We start from the raw sequence: 16,641 nt of genomic DNA, 5'->3' as shown, positions 1-16,641 counted from the left end.
GAATGTCAGCGCAGGAAGGGCACGACCCGCGGCGTGCGGGCCGCATAATCGTCCCAGGCCGGGCCGAAGGTCTCGCGCATCAGCGCCTCCTCCCGCCCGACGCGCAGCAGATAGAGCGTGCCGAAGCCGATGATGCCCGCCGGCCCCGCGAACCAGTTCTGCAGTGTCAGCGCCTGCGCGATCGCCCAGAGCCAGAAGGCCGTGTACATCGGGTGGCGGACGAAGCGGTAGACGCCGCTGGTGACCAGGGAATGTTCTTCCCGCACCGCCAGCGTGACCGACCAGTTCCGCCCGAGCGCCTTGTGCGTCGCGCGGAACAGCGCCAGCGCCGCGCCGAACAGCAGCAGGCCCGCCCACGCGCGCGGTGCCGAGAAGGCCTGGTCGAGCGCGGCCGGAAAACCGGTCGCGATATAGGCGAACGGGATCAGCCCGAGCCCGGCGAAGGAGACGGACAGCAGTGCCTTCTCCCGAAGGTCCATCGCGTCGCGCGCCAGGACGTTGCGCTTGGTCTTGCGCTCGAAGGGCCGGCGGATGACCCACCAGGCGACCATGCAGAGCCCGTGCAGCAGCTTGGCCAGCAGTGGCGTCATGCGGCGGCCTCCAAGGGCAGCGCGGCGATGCGCCCGTCGGCGCCGAGCAGCCGGTCCGGCGTCGGGTCGCGCCCGACCGCGCCCGGCCCGCAGGCGATCAGCCCCCAGTCGAAGAAATAGCGCCGGCCGTTGCCGGTCACGTAGCATCTGTGCGCGCGCAGCATGGAGGCGCGCACGCGGCGCCAGCCCGGTGCGTCGAGCATCGCGCGCGGATGGACGCGCTCCATGCGCGGCCCCGTGCCGGGAAGGCCGAGCGTCGCCACCGGATCCGCCCGGTGGAAGGAGACGAGGTCGCGGCGGGACGTGAACTCGATCCAGGCGAGGCCCGGCAGGGCCGCGACCCGCCCGACCGCCGCGCGCAGCCGCGTCGCCCCCGGCATCAGGGCGATCTTGAGAAGCGAGGATCCGAGGCCGACGAGCACCAGGCGCGGGCCGGGCCGCCCGCCGTCCGGCATCTGCGCGAGCGCTTCGGCGAGCAGCACCATGCCGAGGCTGTGGCCGACCAGCACGACCTCATCCACGTCGCGGCGTCGGCGGGCGGCGGCAATCTCCCCGGCGAAGCGCGCGATGCGCGCCGTCACCTCGGGCCGCGCCCCGCGCGCGAGGTCGCGCGCGAAGATCCAGTCGGCGCAGAGATGGCCGAGATGCGCACGCCGGTCAGCGAGCACGATGAGCGCCAGCGCCAGCGCGCTGCCGAACAACGCCCCCACCCAGCCGCCGAGCGCCAGCGCCACCCCCAGCCCGCCGAGCATGGCCCCGGCCAGCATGGTGACCGGCAGCGCGACGAACAGCAGGTAGCGCCAATGCGCCGCCCGGTAGCGCGCGATCGTGCCGTCCCGCAGCAGCGCCGCGAGGGCCGCGAGCCCGCCCAGGATGCGGTGCGGCAGCGGCACCGCGAAGTCGCGCGCGATCAGGTCGTCCCAGGCGAGGACGCGGATCTCCGCCTCCGTCGCCCAGTCGGGGCCGGACAGTCGGGCCGCGAAGGTCAGCACCGCCCCGTCGGCGGAGGCCCGGCCCTCCCCCGTGCTGGCCGAGAGCCCCCAGCAGGCCGCGCTGCGCGCGAGGGTGCGCGCGAGGCGCCGCTGCTGCGCCGCGGCCGGCAGCGGCTCGTAGCCCGGCACATGCAGCACGAGGCGGCGACGCACGGGCAGGATCGGCAGGGTCGGGAGGCTGTTCACGAGGCCGTTCCCCTCGGCGCTCCGGCCGGCGCCTATCAATCTGTTTCGCATGCGGTCAGTCGAGGGCGCGGGCCGCCGCGATCAGCGCGCCGGCATCCGGCGCCGCGGCGAAGGCGGCCCGTGCCGCCGTCACGTCATGCGCCTCGGCGAAGGAACCGTCGGTCGAAAGCACGCCTTCCAGCAGGGCGCGAAGGTCCGGCAACGCCATGTCCCGGCGAGGGCCGAGGCATACCGCCACCGGCATGCGTCGCCACGGCACCAAGGGGGTGGGCCCGGCAGGCGCGGCGGCGAGCACCGCCCACGCCCCGCCACCCGCGTCGCAGCACAGGCAGTCTGTCCAGCAGCCCTCCGCCATCGCCTGGGCGGTCGCCGTCCATGCCTCGGGCGCCGCCGCCTCCACCCAGAAGGCGATGCCGGGGCGGATGACGAGGATGGGCGGAGTGGGCGCGCCGGCAGCCGTCATGCGCCACGCGGCGCGGCCGGCCCGCCGCGCGCCGTCAGGCGCCGGATGGCCGCGACGAAATCCGGCGCGTCCCATTCGGCGTCGCCCTCGAGCCGCGCGCGCTCGCGCCCGCCGCTGTCCACGATGACGGTCGTGGGGAGGCCGCGCGCGCCGACCGCCCGCCCGGCCGCGCCGCCCGGGTCGAGCCAGATGCCGAGATGGCGCAGCCCCGTGCGCCGGTAGAACTCCTGCACCACCGGTAGTCCGCCGCGGTCCGAGGACAGCGGCAGCACGGCCACCCCGTCCGGGCGCAGCGCTTCGGCCAGCGCATCCAGCGCCGGCATTTCCCGCACGCAGGGCGGGCACCAGGTCGCCCAGAGGTTGATGACGAGGCCGCGGCCCGCGAAATCCGCCACGCCATGCGCGCGGCCGGAGGCATCGGTGAAGGAGAACTCGGGCAAGGCTGCGTCCCGTTCGCGCAGCCGCGCGAAGCCGTGCGGCGCGGCCATGGCTGGACGGGCCGGAAGCGCCGCCTGTATCACGGTCGCCACCGCCAGCGCCGGGGCGGAGAGAAGGACGGAACGGCGCGTCGGAACCAGCACGAAAGACACCCCCTCACGTGAGCAGCAACGCCAATCGGCAATGGGGCGGGCGTTTCGCCGAAGGCCCCTCGGCCATCATGGAGGCGATCAACGCCTCCATTGGCTTCGACCGCAAGATGTGGCGGCAGGACATCCGTGGCTCGCTCGCCCATGCCGCGATGCTGAAGCATGTGGGGATCATCTCCGCGGATGACGAGGAGGCGATCCGCAGGGGCCTCGATGACATTGCCGCGCGCATCGGGAAGGGGGACTTCCCCTTCGACGAGGCGCTCGAGGACATCCACATGAACATCGAGGCGCGGCTGTCGGCCGTGATCGGCGATGCCGGCAAGCGCCTGCACACGGGCCGCAGCCGGAACGACCAGGTGGCGCTGGATGTCCGGCTCTGGGTGCGGGATGCGATCGACGGGCTGTCCGGCCAGGTCGAGGACGTGATGCGCGCGCTGGTGGACCGCGCCGCGGAACATGCCGGCACGGTGATGCCCGGCTTCACGCATCTGCAGCCGGCGCAGCCCGTGACGCTCGGGCATCATTTCCTGGCCTATGTCGAGATGCTCTCCCGCGACCTGTCGCGGCTGCGGGACTGCCGGGCGCGCATGAACGAATGCCCGCTGGGCGCGGCGGCGCTGGCCGGCACGGGCTTCCCGATCGACCGGCACATGACGGCGGCCGCGCTCGGCTTCGATCAGCCGACGCGCAACAGCCTCGACAGCGTGGCGTCGCGCGACTTCGCCGCCGAGTTCCTGTTCGCCTGCGCGATGTGCGCGACGCACTTGTCGCGCCTGGCCGAGGAGATCGTGATCTGGACGAACCCCTATTTCGGGTTCGTGAAGCTGTCCGATGCCTTCACGACCGGCAGTTCCATCATGCCGCAGAAGCGCAACCCGGATGCGGCGGAGCTCGTGCGCGGCAAGACCGGGCGCGTGGTCGGCGCGCTGGTCGGGCTGCTGACGGTGATGAAGGGCCTCGCCATGACCTATTTCAAGGACATGCAGGAGGACAAGGAAGGTGTCTTCGACGCCGCCGAGACCATGACGCTGGTGCTGGCCGCGACAGCAGGGATGGTGCGGGACCTCAAGCCCGATGTCGGGCGGCTGGCCGCCGCCGCCGGGGCGGGGTTCTCGACCGCGACGGACCTGGCCGACTGGCTGGTGCGCGAACTGAAGATGCCCTTCCGCGACGCGCACCACGTGACTGGCGCGCTGGTGGCGAAGGCCGAGGCGCTCGGCGTCGACCTCGCGGGCCTGACCATCGAGGAGATGCGTGAGGCCGAGCCCCGCATCACCGAAGGCGTCTACGACGTGCTGAGCGTCGCCGCCTCGGTGCGCAGCCGCACCTCCTTTGGCGGCACGGCGCCGGCCAATGTCGCGGCGATGGCGGCCGAGTGGAAGGCGCGCCTCGCATGACGCGCGCCGTGCTGGGCGCGCTGGCGCTGGCGCTGCTGCTCGGCGCCTGCGGCAAGGTCGGGCCGGTGCGCCCGCCCGGGCCGGCGGAGGAGGTCACCTACCCGCGGGTCTATCCGAACCGCTGACACGCGCCCCGGCGGCAGGCCTCAGCCCGCCCCGATGCGCCGCAGGAGGGCGCGCCGCCAGCGGTGCAGTGGGCGCCTGACCCGCTCTGGAAGGATGCGCCGCCAAAGGCCGCGGAGCGCCCGCTCCGCCCGCACGCCGGGCATGCCGCGCAGCACCTGGTCCGAGGTCGCCGCGACAGCGGCCTCCATCCGCGTCGCGACGGCCGCGTCGACGGCCGCGACGAGGCAGTGCTGCATCGGGCCCTGCAGCACGCGTGCCGTCGCGGCGTCGATCGCCGCGGGCAGCGCCTCCGCCAGCGTCGCGGACATGTCGCGCCGGATCTCGCCGGCCATCTCCTGCATCGGCTGCGGCAGGGGCCCAGCGATCTCGCGCACGATGTCGCGCCACGGGCGCTCGGCCGCCGAGGGCAGCAGGTCCTCGAGCCAGGCGGCGGAGGCGCGGGCGGCCTCCTCCGCCAGGCCGGGAGCCTCCGCCGTGGCGGACCGATAGAGCGCGACATGCCGGGCGGCATAGTCTTCCGCCGTCGCCTCCGCGCGCAGCCGCGCCGCGATCCGCGCCGCGTCCGCGGGGTCGTAGCCGGCGATGGCCGCGCGCAACGCCTCCGCCGTCATGGGCCGCGACAGCAGGCCCGCGCCGAAGTTCAGCCGCCGCCAGGCATCGAGGTTCCCGCCGGTCAGCAGCCCCGCGAAGCCGCGGCCGTCCCCGACGACGACGGCGCAGCCGACCGTGGCGGCCTCGAGCGCCATGCGCGCCGTCGCGAAGACCAGGTCGTAGGCGGGCAGTTCATCCTCCAGCCGGTCGGTGACGCGGCCGGTCCCGGGGCCCAACTCGTCCAGCGCGATGCCCATCTCCGCGCAGACGGCGCGCACCAAATTCTGTTGCTCGGTGGTCTTGGTCAGCATCAGCGCCCGGCGCGGGCGGGGCGGCAGCGGCGCGCGCTGCGCGAAGCGTTCGGTGTCCACGGCGTTCAGGATGACGCTGAGGCGTTCCGCCGGCACGCCGCGCGACAGGCAGCGGTCGCGGCAGAGGTCGTCCACCGCGATCCAGCGGCGGATCTGCGGATGCGGTCGCGGCGCCTCGACCTCGAAGAAGGCGCTGTGGCAGGAAAAGATCGCCGGGACAGCGGGAAAGGCGGCCAGCGCCATTGCCGCGGGGGTGGCGTGCTGCAGGTGCAGGATGTCGGGCCGATGCGGCAGTTGGGCGATGCGGTCGACGACCACATGGCCGCGTCGCCGCATGCGGATGGCCTGTTCGCCCAGCGTCGGCGCGTAGAGCATCGGATCGTGGCCGGCCCGCCGCAGCCCATCGGCCAGCAGCTCGATCACCGCCTCCGAGCCGCTGCCATGCGCGACATAGAGGTTGGTGATCAGAACGCGCAGGCCCATCCGTGCTACTCCGTTGCGCCAGCACGTCCGACAGGGATCATGCCGCGATGAACGACGCCCATCCTAGGACAGGACGGCCATTCCTGCTCCTGGCGCATCCCGGCCACGAGCTGCGGCTGTTCGGCTGGATGGAGCGCCACCGGCCGGTCGTCTTCATCCTGAGCGACGGGTCGGGCGGCGCGGCGCGGTCGCGCATCGCGCACTCGCTCGCGACGATCGGGCGCGCCGGCGCAGAGGCCGGCGAGGTGTTCGGGCAGATGAGCGACATCGCGTGGTATGCCGCCATGCTGGCCCGCGACGCGGCGCCGTTCCTGCGCGTGGCCGACGCGATGACGGCCGCGGCGCTGCGGCACCGGCCCCCCATCCTGGTGTCCGACGCGGTGGATGGCCACAACCCCCTGCACGACCTGTGCGAGGCGATCGGCGCCGGCGTGGCGCGGCGGGCGGCGGCGGATGGGCTCGATCTCCGCCATCTCGCCTCGGCCGCGACCGCGAGCGCGATCGGCGAGGAGGCCGAGGCGTGGGAAATTGGCGCCGCGGTCGCGGACCGCAAGCGGGCCGCCGTCGCGGCCTATGCGCCGCTCGCAGAGGAAGCCGCCCGCATCATGGCGGCGGAGCCGGATGCGCTGCGCGTCGAGCGCCTGCTGGCCCCGGGCTTCCCGTGGCCCGAGGCGTGGGAGCCTGGCTGGGAGGCCTTCGGCCGCAGGCGCGTCGCGGAAGGCCGCTTCCCGCGCGCCATCACCTACGCGGAGCATGTCCGCCCGATCGCACAGCGCCTGCTGGCCGGCGTGCCCGCGATGGAGCCGCTGGCCTGAGCCGGCCGGATGCTCCGGGAACGCGACCCTATTGCGTCGGCGCGTCTGCCGGCCGCGGCCGGTTCATCATCGCGCCCGTCATCGGGATGAAGTAGACGCCCACATCCTTGCGGCTGCGCACGCGCCCGTCCTCGTCCTTCGTGTAGATATACAGGAGCTGGCCGCGCCGGAACGGCTGGCCGATCGGGATGACCAGCCGCCCGCCGGGCTTGAGCTGCTGGATCAGTGCCGGCGGCACGTACTGCGCGGCGCAGGTGACGATGATGGTGTCGAAGCCGCCCTGCACCTCCGGCCAGCCGAAGAAGCCGTCGCCCACGCGGGTTTCCACGTTCGCGTAGCCCAGCGGGGCGAAGATGCGCTGCACGCCGGTGCCGAGCGGCTCGATGATCTCGATGGAATACTGCTTCGCGACGATGCGCGACAGCAGCGCCGCCTGGAAGCCCGAGCCCGTGCCGATTTCCATCACCACGTGCTCGGGCTTCGGCTGGCAGGCCTGCGTCATGTAGGCCTGGCCGAGGTAGTCCGACAGCGCCGAGCCGTACCCGATGCCCCATGGCTTCGGGTCGGCCTCGTAGGCAGCGGTCGCCTGGTTGGACCGGCCCTGGTAGTTCCAGTGGAAGTATTCCCGCGGCAGCTCCGCGAAGGCGCGCATCACCGCCGGGTCGGCGGCCTCGAAGCGGCGGGCGAGGTAGGCCTCGATCCGCCGCAGCGCGCCGTCCTTGCGCGCCTGGATGGCCGCGAAGGCCGGTTCGGACAGCGTCGTCTCCCGCCCCGAGGCGCGCATCGCGGCCAGGTAGGCATCACGGTTCCAGGCAGGCGCGCCCTGCGCGCTGATCCGTGCCGGCGCGGCGAGCGTGCCGAGCGCTGCGAGCAGAAGCGGACGACGTGTGAGGCTCATGCGCGTTCCCTTGGCCAGGCCAATGCGGCCGCACCGTAACAAACCATGCCCGCCGCCAGAAGCCACGACAGGCCGATCCCGTGCCCCATCAGGTTCGCCAGCGGCGTCGCCACGACGGAAAACGCGCCGTTCAGCGCCCAGGCCCAGGGGAGCAGCGCCGGGCCTTCCGCCTGGAAGCGGTCGAGGCCGAGCGGAAAGGGAAAGCCGAGCGCCAGGGAGATGGGCGCAAGCGCCACCATCAGCAGCCCCGCCCTGACCGCCCAGGGCAGGTCGAGCGCCGCCAGCACCGCCGGGCGCAGCCCCGCCAGCGCGAGCGCCGCGCAGCCCAGCGCCACCAGCACCGCGACGCGCAGCGCCCGCCCGTGCGCCACCACGCGCCCCGCCCACATCGCGCCGATGCCGGAGAACACGAGCATCGTCGTCAGCACCAGCGCGAAGCCCGAGGTCCGGTCGCCCAGCAGTAGCGCGGCATGCTCGATGAAGGCGATCTCGATCAGCAGGAAGCCGAGGCCGAGCGCCGGGAAATAGGCCAGCGCCCGGCCCAGCACCGGCAGCGGCACCCTGAGCGCGCCGCGCGCCAGAAGCGGCAGCAAGGACACCAGCAGCGCCAGCACCACCGCCTGCGCCAGCACCGCCACGTTCACCAGCAGGCCGATCTCCTGCTGCGGCAGGATCTCGATGCGCTCGAGCGCCGCGCCGAGCGAGCCGAGCCGCACCAGCGGCGACAGCCAGGGCCGGTCGGCCGTGACCGGGGATCGGTCGAAGGCATCCTCGGGGGGCGTGCCGGCCAGCACCAGCGCCGCCTCCCGCGCCACGGCGTCCTGTGCTGCGCCGCCCGCCTCCACCGTCGTCGCCTCGAGCGAGACGGTCGGCAGGTCGTTCCAGACCTCGCGGCCGTCCGCCGCCAGGCCCGGCGCGAAGGAGACGTCGAAGGACCGTTCGTCGGCGAAGGTCGCCAGGCGCGCGACGCGGGCCTCGTCGAAGGGTTCGCGCGCGATCAGCACGCGGAGATTCCAGGCCGAGCGGATGACCGCGACATGCCGCGCCGGTTCCGCCACGCCCGCGATCCGCAGCGCCTCCCGCGCCGTGGCCAGCACGCGCACGGCATAGACCGGCAATTCGCGGATGCCGACCGGCACCGAGACCATCCCGCCGGGCTCGAGCCGCGCGAGGAAGCCGGCCAGCGCCTCGGCGGTGTAGGCCGTGCGGTTCTGTTCGTCGGCGCCCAGGAAGTCGCCCGCGATGTCCACCAGGTCGTAGCGGCCGTGCGCGGTCAGCGGGTGCGCCGCCGAGAGCGTCACGCGCGGGTCGGCCGGCGGCGCCGGGGAAGGGCCGAGCCCCTGCGCGAGCGCGGCGCGCAGCACCGGCTCCGGCTCGACCACCGTGACATGGGCGGCGCCGAGCGCCAGCGCCTCGGCCGCGCGGAAGCCGCCCGCGCCACCCAGCGCCAGAACGCGCGGCGCCTCGAGCAGCGCATAGGGCGCGCCGTCCAGTGCGGCCGGCGCGTGGCCCGCGACCGGCTGCTCCATCGGCAGCGCCGCGATGCGCGACCCGTCGCGATAGAGCCCGAAGGTCCTCGGCGGCGCCGGCGTGCCGAGCACCCCCGCATTGTTCGAGACATCGGTGTCGAGCCGCTCGGTGAAATTGTCGAGCAGCAGGTAGACGCCGCGCGGCGACAGGATCTCGGCCACCACGCGGCTGTCCGGCACGTTGAGCGGCGCATAGACCGGCTTGAACTCGTTGACGCGCGGCGCCGCGAGGGCGAGCACCGCGGCCTCGGTCACAACCAGCACGGCCAGCGCCGCGATGCGCCAGCGCACCCCGCCCGCGATCATCGCCGCCACCGCCAGTAACGGCAGCAGCGCCGGGACCAGCCAGAAGGGATGCAGTACGAACATCAGCCCGAGCGCCGCGACCGCCCCCGTGCCGGCGCCGAGCAGGTCGTAGCCATAGACCCGCCCCACTTCCCCCGCATGCACGACGAAGTTGAGCGACACCGCGAGCCCGGCCAGGAAGAAGAAGGGAAACAGCGCCGCGTAGTAGAGCGCGATATTGACCAGCTGCGGCTCCGCCGTCGCCGGGTTCTGCAGCTCGAGCGGGTTGAAGCCGTTCAGCGTGACGCCGATCCAGCCGAGCCCTCCGGCCGCCAGCATCGCGCTCGGCAGCAGCGGCAGCAGCCAGCGCGCATGGCGGAGGAACGCCGTGCGCCCGAGCATCATCACCACGCCCGAGACGGCGAAGCCCGTCATGGCGATGGAGATGACCCAGTAGCCATACTCTGACCACGACGCGACGGCGAAGAAGCGGGTCAGTGCGATCTCGACACCGACGGCGGCGCCGGCGATCAGGAACAGCGGGATCAGGGATTGCATCAGGCCCAGGCGGCGCGGCGCGCGAGGAAGTCTTCCATGGACGCATTGAAGCGCGCTGCCGCGTCGACGAACAGGGCATGCCCGGCGCCGTCGAAGACCTCGACCACCGGCTGCGGGTGCTTCTGCGCCACCAACTCCGCCTGGCCGCGCAGCCGCGGCGTCACGGCGTAGTAGACCGGCCGGCGCACGGCATAGAGGCTGTCCCGCCAGAATTCCCGCGGCCGCGGATAGGACAGCAGGCGAATGGACGCCTCCACCGGCATGCGCTGCGCCTCCCGCGCAATGCCGTCGAGATACGCGGAGTCCTGCGGCGTGCGGTACATGCCGGCGACGAAGCCGCGCACCGTCGCATCGCGGCGCTGGCGCAGGTTCTGGAAGAAGCGTGACGCGCGCGGTGGCGGCGGCACGCCTTCCCCCACCGAATTGTCGATCAGCACCAGGCCGGCCAGCCGCGCATCCCCTGCCATGTCGGCATAGGACAGCGCATCCAGGACCCCGAGCGACCATCCCGCCAGCACCACCCGCCCGCCGCCCAGATGCGTGAGCAGGTCGCGGATATCCTGCCCGCGCCGCGTCGGCTCATAGCCCGCGCGCGGCACCTCGCTGTCCCCCTGCCCGCGCGGGTCCAGCGCCACCACGCGCCAGCGCCGCGACAGGGCCTCGATCTGCGATGCGAAGATGCGCCCTGGCATGCACCAGCCGGGCACGAACACCACCACGCGGCCGGACCCGGCCTCCAGATACCGCAACCGCACGCCATCACTCGTCCGGAACCACCGCGCGCCCTCGGCCGCGGCGACGACGGGCGCGGCGAGGGCGCACAGGGCCGCCGCAACCAGGTCACGGCGGCGCGTGGTGGGGGAGTGCGTGCCGCAGGGGTGCGCCGCCCTGCTGCACTCCCCGCCAGAGCCCTTTCGGCCCTTGGCGGATGGGTGCGGGAGGGCGGCGCCCTTCCGTGGCACGCCCTCCGCCATCTACAGCGGCCGCCGTGCCTTGAACGCTGCCGCCAGCGTGCCGTCGTCCAGGACGTCGAGTGCGCCGCCGATCGGCACGCCCTGGGCCAGGCGGGTGACGGCGGTGCCCGTGGGTTTCAGGCGGTCGGTCAGGTAGTGGGACGTCGTGGCGCCGTCGACGGTGGCGGGCAGGGCGAGGATCACTTCCTCGATGCCGTCGGCCTCGATGCGCCGGAGCAGCGGCGTGATCGCTAGGTCTTCCGGCCCCGTACCGCCGATGGCCGAGAGCAGGCCGCCCAGCACGTGGTAGGTGCCGCGATGCGCATGCGCGCGTTCCAGCGCCCAGAGGTCGGCGACGCCCTCCACCACGCAGACCAGTCGGCGGTCGCGATGCGTGTCGCGGCAGATGCCGCAGGGGGAATGCGTGTCGAGGTTGCCGCAGGTCTCGCAGGGGCGGACGGCCTCGGCGGCGGCGGTCAGCGCCTCGGCCAGCGGGATCATGCGCTGGGCCGGGTCCATCAGCATGCGCAGCACGGCGCGGCGCGCGCTGCGCCGGCCGAGGCCGGGGAGGCGGGAGAGCAGCGAGATCAGGTGCTCGATGGGGTCGTTCTGCATCACGCGGGGACGGCAGGTATCCGGAGGGGCCTCGCCCCTCCGGACCACCCCACCAAAGGCCGACGGGCCTTTGGAAACCAATACCTGGTGTGGGTGGGGAGGGCGCGCCCCGGTGTCGGGACCAATAGGATGGTTCCCAAAGGCCCTTCGGCCTTTGGCGGGGGGTCGAGGGGGGCGGCGCCCCCCTCGGGTGCCACCCTCAGAACGGCAGCTTCATCCCGGGCGGCAGGTTGATGCCGGCGGTCGCCTTCTGCATCTCCTCGGCCATCGTGGATTCGACCTTCTGCTTGGCGTCGGCGTGTGCCGCGACCAGCAGGTCCTCGAGCACCTCGCGCTCGTCGGCGTTCATCAGGGACGGGTCGATCATGACGCGGCGAAGGTCGCCCTTGCCGGTCAGGCGCACCTTGACCATGCCGCCGCCGGACGCACCCTCGACCTCGGTCGCTTCCAGCTTCGCCTGCATCTCCTGCATGCGCGTCTGCATCTGCTGCGCCTGCTTGAGCATGTTGCCGAGGTTCTTCATCGCGTGTCGTGCCTTCAGTCGTCGGTGGGTGTGTCGTCGTCGGTCCAGGCCGGCTCGGCCTCGGGTGGCGCGAAGTCGCGGCCATCCATTTCGTCGGGCTCCGCGGTCGCGGCGGCGGGCGTCAGGGGCAGGCCGTAGTCGTCGGCACCGGCGTCGCGCACGCGCTCGATCGTCGCGCCGGGGAAGGCGGCGAGGATCGCCTGCACCAGCGGATGGCTGCGCGCGGCCTCGCGCCGGTCGGTCTCGGCGCTGCGGCCCTGCGCGGCCAGCGTCGGCTCGCCGGGCTCGTTGCTGACCGTCACGGTCCAGCGCGTGCCGGTGCGCTCGGCCAGCAGTGCCGTCAGCTGCGCCGCCAGGTCGCGCGGCGCCGTGCGCGCGGGGCGGATCTCGACGCGCCCGGGCGCGATGCGCACCGGATGCACGTCGTGCAGCAGGTGGGCGTGCAGCAGCGGCTTCACGCCGGAGGCGAGCGCCACCACTTCGCGCCACTCGGAGGGCTGGGGCAGGGCTGGGGCAGGTGCGGGCGCCGCCGCCGCCATCACGGCGCCGCCGCCGGCCAGCGCGCGCAGCCCGCCCGACCCACCGCCCGGCGCCGGCTGCGGCGCGCTTCCGGCACCGTCCTGCGTCAGGCGCTTCACGATCTCGCCGGGCGTCGGCAGGTCGGACACGTGGGCGAGGCGGATCAGCACCATCTCGGCCGCGGCGCGGCGGTCGACGCCTTCCTGCTGCACCTCGGCGATGCCCTTCAGCAGCATCTGCCAGGCGCGGCCGAGCACCGGCACCGACAGCCGCATCGCGAGCGCGGCACCGCGCGTGCGCTCGGCCTCGGGCAGCGTCAGGTCGTCCTTCAGCGCGGGCGCGGCGCGGAAACGCGTGAGAAGGTGCGTGAGGTCCGCGAGGTCCTGCAGTACCGAGAGCGGATCGGCGCCCACCTCGTGCGTGCGATCCAGGATGCCGAGCGCGGCGGCGATGTCGCCGCCCATCACCGCCTCCATCAGGTCGAACACCATGAAGCGGTCGGCGAGGCCGAGCATGTCGCGCACGCCCTCGGCCGTGACGGCGCCGCCGCCGGCGAGCCCGATCGCCTGGTCGAGCAGCGAGAGCCCGTCGCGCACGGACCCGTCGGCGGCGCGCGCCACCATGCCGAGCGCCTCGGGGTCCGCCGCGACCGCTTCCTTCTCGGCGATGCGCGCGAAATGGCCGCGCAGCATCTCGACCGGCACGCGGCGCAGCGAGAACACCTGGCAGCGGCTGCGGATCGTGACCGGCACCTTGCGCAGTTCCGTCGTCGCCAGGACGAAGGTGACCGAGGGAGGCGGTTCCTCCAGCGACTTCAGCAGCGCGTTGAAGGCCTGGTCGGTCAGCATGTGGACCTCGTCCAGGATGAACACCTTCTGGCGTCCCTGGGCGGGGCGGAAGCGCAGCGCCTCCCGCAATTCGCGCACGTCGTCGATGCCGCGGTTGGACGCGGCGTCCATCTCGACAACGTCGGGGTGGCGGTCGGCCAGGATCGCCTTGCATTCGGGGCAGACACCGCAGGGGTCGGCGGTGGGGCCGCCCGTGCCGTCGGAGCCGATGCAGTTCAGCGCGCGGGCGATGATGCGCGCCGTGGTGGTCTTGCCGACACCGCGCACGCCGGTCAGCAGGAAGGCGTGGTGCACGCGGCCCTGCGCGAAGGCGTTGCGCAGCGTGCGGACCAGGGCCTCCTGGCCGATCAGGTCGTCGAAATGGGTCGGGCGGTACTTCCGCGCCAGCACGCGATACGCATTCGCGGAGGACATCGCGCGGCCCGGCGGTGCGGCCGGCGCGATGGCAGGCTGCGGCGCGGCGGGGGCGGGGGCGGGGTCGCCGAACAGGCCGGGGCCGTCGGGCGCCGGGGGCTCGGGCAGGCCTTCTTCGGCTGCCGCGTCGCTGTCATCCGATGCGGGTGTGCCGAGGAGATCCGATGCCATGCTGTCCCTGGGCGGCGCGGCCGCTCCGGGCCGGGGTGGCTGAAGGGTGGAAGGCCGGCAAGCGACCCGGGCGAGAACCCGTTACGGCTGCTTCCTTCCGGACCTGACCGGGTTGGCGGGGAGCCCGTCCGCCGCCGACCTTCCAAGAACACCATATCATGCCGGGGCGCCCCTGCGCCAATGGGGGTGCGTAACCGCGCCGCATCCCGGCGCGAAGTCAGGGATGAAGGAGAATGGACATGGCCTTTTCCCGCCGATCGATGCTCTGGATGGTGCCCGGTGCGACGCTCGCCGTGCCGCTGGGCGCGCGCCTGCTGCCCTCCGCCGCCGCCGCGCAGGTGAACGCGGAGGACGGCGTCGCCGTGCGCGGCACCGATGTCGTCGCCTATGTCACGGAGGGCCGCCCCGTGGCCGGCCGAGCGGACTTCACCCATGCTTGGCGGGGTGCGACCTGGCGCTTCGCGAGCGCCGCCAACCGCGACCGCTTCGCGGCCGACCCGGAACGCTACGCGCCGGCCTATGGGGGCTTCTGCGCCTTTGCTGTCAGCGAGGGCTACACGGCGCCAATCGACCCCAATGCCTGGCGGATCGTCGATGGCCGGCTGTACCTGAACTACAACAGGTCGGTGCAGCGGCGTTGGGAGCAGGACATCCCTGGCCGCATCACGCGCGCGGACGCAAACTGGCCGCGCCTCGCCGCGCAGTAGGCGCCCCGCCGCGGATGGACGGGCGGCGGGCCGCGTGGCAGGGTCCGCGCGCCATGCTTTCGATCCCTGCCAGCCGCCCCAATGCCTATACCTGCAGCCCGCTCGACCGCGCTGCCGAGAAGCGCGACGACGCCGATTTCATCGCCACGGCACTGACCCATCCAGATACGCTCTTCGCCCCCGTCTGGCGGGCGCGCAGCCTGATGAGGAACGTCGCGGATGGACACCCCGAGGCCGTGCTGCTGACCGGCGCCGCGGCCGAGGCGGTGCGCATGGCGGACGGCCCCTGGGCTTTCCTCGGCCTGTGGGAGGGTCGGCCGGTCTTCGCGGTGGATTGTTCCCAGGCCGACGACCCGCTGCCGCTGCTGCCCTCGGGCATGGGCGCCTTCACGGACCTGCGCCAGGTGGCGGGGCTGCTCCCGTCCGGGGAGGCTTCGGTGCTCGCCCATGCGCGCGGCATGATGCATTGGCGGACCAAGCACCGCTTCTGCGGCGTCTGCGGCAGCCGGTGCGAGCCGCGCAGCGCGGGCAACGTGATGGTGTGCCAGGGCTGCGGCGCGCAGCATTTCCCGCGCACCGACCCGGCGGTGATCATGCTGGTGGTGCGCGACGGCGCCTGCCTGCTCGGCCATTCGCACCGCTTCCCGAACGTGACGATGTATTCGACGCTGGCCGGCTTCGTGGAACCCGGCGAAAGCCTGGAGGAAGCCGTGCGGCGCGAGGTGAAGGAGGAGGCCGGGATCGAGGTCGGCCGCGTGCTCTATCATTCCTCCCAGCCCTGGCCCTTCCCGTCCTCCATCATGCTCGGCTTCCATGCCGAGGGGCTGAGCGACGAGATCCGCATCGACCCGGACGAGCTGAAGGACGCGCGCTGGTTCACGCGGGCGCAGATCCGCGACCACCAGGCGCTGGGCTTTTCCCTGCCGCGCGCGGATTCCATCGCGCGCCGGCTGATCGAGGACTGGCTGCACGCATGACACGTCCGCTCGCCCTGGTCGCGCTGCTCGCCCTCGCTGCCTGCCAGCAAGGCGGCGTCTGGTCCCACATGCCGCGCGACGACAGCCCCGACGGGCAGGCCTGCCGGCGGGAGGTCGAGCAGGACCCCGACCTGCGGCGCCTGGCCGCGTCCTTCACCGCGGGTGCCAACCCGTCGCAGGACGACCGCGTGCGGAGCGAGATGCAGGACGCGCTGCCCCGCGCTTGGCGCGCCTGCATGATCCGCCGCGGCGCGACCCCGCCGGGCGGTGTCGAGCCGCTGCGCCGTTCGGGCTGGTAGGGCGGCCAGTCGCGCCCCGGGGCGTGCGGCGTCACGGCCGGGTTTCGTGCCGGCCGGCCGGGTTGGCGACCCTCGACGGGAATGGGGAATCAGGTTGGGGAGAAGGGAACTTCTCACCCTACACCCCCCCTCAACCTTCTTTGGCTCTTGGCGCCGACATTCGACGGCCGACGCCAAGTGCGATAGAAGACAGGGGGGCTCGGGGGAGGTTCTCCTCCCCCGACCTTTAGAGACACGCGCCGGCCGATATCAGGTCCGCAGTTGCGGATTGTCGAAGTCTGGCTGTCGCGCGGCGGCCAGCGCGGCGTCAAGCGCATCGCGCAGCGACCGCTTCTCCTCGGCCGAGAGGTCCCGTCCGATCTCGATACCACGGCCGCGGCTCTCGATGCGGAGGACTCCGGCGTGGGCCGGGTCCTCCAGGTGGACCAGTCGCGCCCAGTAGGGGTCGAGCACCACCTCCGCTCGCCGCCCGCGCCGGTCGGTGCGTGAAACGGCAAGCCGGGCAGGCGTCAGCACCACGACTTCCGCGGTCCTCGCCGCGCCGCGCGCATGCATCGCGACCAGCGCGAGCGCGAAGCCGACCTCGGCGCCGAGGAAGGGCAGGATGGGCCAGGCCCCGAGCGCCAGGAACAACCCCCCGGTCAGCATCGCGAACAGGCCCAGCAGCATCCCGAAGATGCGAAAGCCCCGCGGCGTGAGCGACCGCGACGGCGTGCAGACGGCCTGGAACAGGACGGGCTCGGCGGGGACTGCCATTGCGTCGGAACATAGGCCAGGATCGCGCCGATGCCAGCCAGGACC

18 protein-coding genes and 1 other RNA gene are annotated in these 16,641 nt (G+C 73.2%); 6 read left to right on the top strand and 13 right to left on the bottom strand.

Features of this window, described 5'->3' with window-relative positions; translation table 11 throughout:
• Nucleotides 1-5 precede the first annotated feature (5 nt).
• The 4 genes from E8M80_RS22460 to E8M80_RS22445 are packed head-to-tail and all read right to left on the bottom strand — an operon-like array spanning nucleotide 6 to nucleotide 2,719.
• The gene (locus E8M80_RS22460; protein ID WP_137127974.1) at nucleotides 6-590 is read right to left on the bottom strand and encodes a protein-S-isoprenylcysteine O-methyltransferase; all 585 of its coding nucleotides are present in this window, start codon (nucleotides 588-590) and stop codon (nucleotides 6-8) included.
• The gene (locus tag E8M80_RS22455) at nucleotides 587-1,768 is read right to left on the bottom strand and encodes a hypothetical protein (protein ID WP_137127973.1); all 1,182 of its coding nucleotides are present in this window, start codon (nucleotides 1,766-1,768) and stop codon (nucleotides 587-589) included. The genes E8M80_RS22460 and E8M80_RS22455 overlap by 4 nt, the downstream gene beginning before the upstream one ends.
• Before the next feature lie 55 nt (nucleotides 1,769-1,823).
• Complete coding sequence (locus E8M80_RS22450; protein WP_137127972.1) at nucleotides 1,824-2,231, bottom strand: hypothetical protein; 408 nt, start codon at nucleotides 2,229-2,231, stop codon at nucleotides 1,824-1,826.
• Nucleotides 2,228-2,719 carry a TlpA disulfide reductase family protein gene (locus E8M80_RS22445; protein ID WP_137128018.1) on the bottom strand — a complete coding sequence of 164 codons (492 nt, stop codon included), beginning with the start codon at nucleotides 2,717-2,719 and terminating at the stop codon, nucleotides 2,228-2,230. Before E8M80_RS22445 ends, E8M80_RS22450 begins: the two co-directional genes overlap by 4 nt.
• 110 nt (nucleotides 2,720-2,829) lie before the next feature.
• Here E8M80_RS22445 and argH point away from each other — a divergent pair, with 110 nt between their 5' ends.
• Together argH and E8M80_RS26870 are read left to right on the top strand one after the other, a co-directional pair.
• Nucleotides 2,830-4,218: an argininosuccinate lyase gene (gene argH / locus E8M80_RS22440; RefSeq protein ID WP_137127971.1), complete on the top strand. Its 1,389-nt coding sequence runs from the start codon at nucleotides 2,830-2,832 to the stop codon at nucleotides 4,216-4,218.
• On the top strand, nucleotides 4,215-4,343 hold the full coding sequence (locus tag E8M80_RS26870) for a hypothetical protein (RefSeq protein WP_255467548.1): 129 nt from the start codon (nucleotides 4,215-4,217) through the stop codon (nucleotides 4,341-4,343). The genes argH and E8M80_RS26870 overlap by 4 nt, the downstream gene beginning before the upstream one ends.
• A 21-nt stretch (nucleotides 4,344-4,364) precedes the next feature.
• Here the strand turns inward: E8M80_RS26870 and E8M80_RS22435 are convergent, their stop codons facing one another.
• A complete protein-coding gene (locus E8M80_RS22435) occupies nucleotides 4,365-5,729 on the bottom strand; it encodes a glycosyltransferase (RefSeq protein ID WP_137127970.1) in 1,365 nt (454 codons plus the stop codon).
• 47 nt (nucleotides 5,730-5,776) lie between these two features.
• Here E8M80_RS22435 and E8M80_RS22430 point away from each other — a divergent pair, with 47 nt between their 5' ends.
• A complete protein-coding gene (locus tag E8M80_RS22430) occupies nucleotides 5,777-6,544 on the top strand; it encodes a hypothetical protein (RefSeq protein WP_137127969.1) in 768 nt (255 codons plus the stop codon).
• A gap of 28 nt (nucleotides 6,545-6,572) precedes the next feature.
• On the opposite strand, the gene E8M80_RS22425 is transcribed toward E8M80_RS22430, so the two are convergent.
• From E8M80_RS22425 to ffs, 7 genes are all read right to left on the bottom strand, one after another.
• Complete coding sequence (locus E8M80_RS22425) at nucleotides 6,573-7,442, bottom strand: protein-L-isoaspartate O-methyltransferase (protein WP_137127968.1); 870 nt, start codon at nucleotides 7,440-7,442, stop codon at nucleotides 6,573-6,575.
• Entirely contained in the window at nucleotides 7,439-9,814 is a 2,376-nt protein-coding gene (locus E8M80_RS22420; protein ID WP_137127967.1) for a hypothetical protein, read from the bottom strand. The genes E8M80_RS22425 and E8M80_RS22420 overlap by 4 nt, the downstream gene beginning before the upstream one ends.
• A complete protein-coding gene (locus tag E8M80_RS22415; protein WP_170979575.1) occupies nucleotides 9,814-10,569 on the bottom strand; it encodes an alpha/beta fold hydrolase in 756 nt (251 codons plus the stop codon). Before E8M80_RS22415 ends, E8M80_RS22420 begins: the two co-directional genes overlap by 1 nt.
• A gap of 219 nt (nucleotides 10,570-10,788) precedes the next feature.
• The gene (gene recR / locus E8M80_RS22410; protein ID WP_137127965.1) at nucleotides 10,789-11,382 is read right to left on the bottom strand and encodes a recombination mediator RecR; all 594 of its coding nucleotides are present in this window, start codon (nucleotides 11,380-11,382) and stop codon (nucleotides 10,789-10,791) included.
• Nucleotides 11,383-11,581: 199 nt separating this feature from the next.
• A complete protein-coding gene (locus tag E8M80_RS22405; protein ID WP_137127964.1) occupies nucleotides 11,582-11,905 on the bottom strand; it encodes a YbaB/EbfC family nucleoid-associated protein in 324 nt (107 codons plus the stop codon).
• A 14-nt stretch (nucleotides 11,906-11,919) separates the two neighbouring features.
• Nucleotides 11,920-13,857 (bottom strand): DNA polymerase III subunit gamma/tau, encoded by a 1,938-nt coding sequence (locus E8M80_RS22400; protein WP_137127963.1) that lies wholly within the window; start codon nucleotides 13,855-13,857, stop codon nucleotides 11,920-11,922.
• A gap of 48 nt (nucleotides 13,858-13,905) precedes the next feature.
• Nucleotides 13,906-13,998: signal recognition particle sRNA small type (gene ffs / locus E8M80_RS22395), an RNA gene on the bottom strand.
• 98 nt (nucleotides 13,999-14,096) lie between these two features.
• Here ffs and E8M80_RS22390 point away from each other — a divergent pair.
• From E8M80_RS22390 to E8M80_RS22380, 3 genes are read left to right on the top strand one after another with little or no spacing between them, the layout of a single operon-like run.
• On the top strand, nucleotides 14,097-14,564 hold the full coding sequence (locus tag E8M80_RS22390; RefSeq protein WP_137127962.1) for a YHS domain-containing (seleno)protein: 468 nt from the start codon (nucleotides 14,097-14,099) through the stop codon (nucleotides 14,562-14,564).
• A gap of 53 nt (nucleotides 14,565-14,617) precedes the next feature.
• Nucleotides 14,618-15,541 (top strand): NAD(+) diphosphatase, encoded by a 924-nt coding sequence (gene nudC / locus E8M80_RS22385; protein ID WP_137127961.1) that lies wholly within the window; start codon nucleotides 14,618-14,620, stop codon nucleotides 15,539-15,541.
• Complete coding sequence (locus E8M80_RS22380; RefSeq protein ID WP_137127960.1) at nucleotides 15,538-15,840, top strand: phosphoribosylamine--glycine ligase; 303 nt, start codon at nucleotides 15,538-15,540, stop codon at nucleotides 15,838-15,840. The genes nudC and E8M80_RS22380 overlap by 4 nt, the downstream gene beginning before the upstream one ends.
• A 249-nt stretch (nucleotides 15,841-16,089) precedes the next feature.
• Here E8M80_RS22380 and E8M80_RS22375 read toward each other — a convergent pair whose 3' ends face one another.
• Complete coding sequence (locus tag E8M80_RS22375; protein ID WP_137127959.1) at nucleotides 16,090-16,596, bottom strand: DUF2244 domain-containing protein; 507 nt, start codon at nucleotides 16,594-16,596, stop codon at nucleotides 16,090-16,092.
• Nucleotides 16,597-16,641 lie beyond the last annotated feature (45 nt).

It is taken from the genome of Roseomonas sp. HF4 (assembly GCF_005222755.1).
GTDB lineage: Bacteria > Pseudomonadota > Alphaproteobacteria > Acetobacterales > Acetobacteraceae > Neoroseomonas.
Note: the sequence above shows the minus strand (reverse complement) of the source record. Positions and strands in the feature narration are given on the sequence as shown.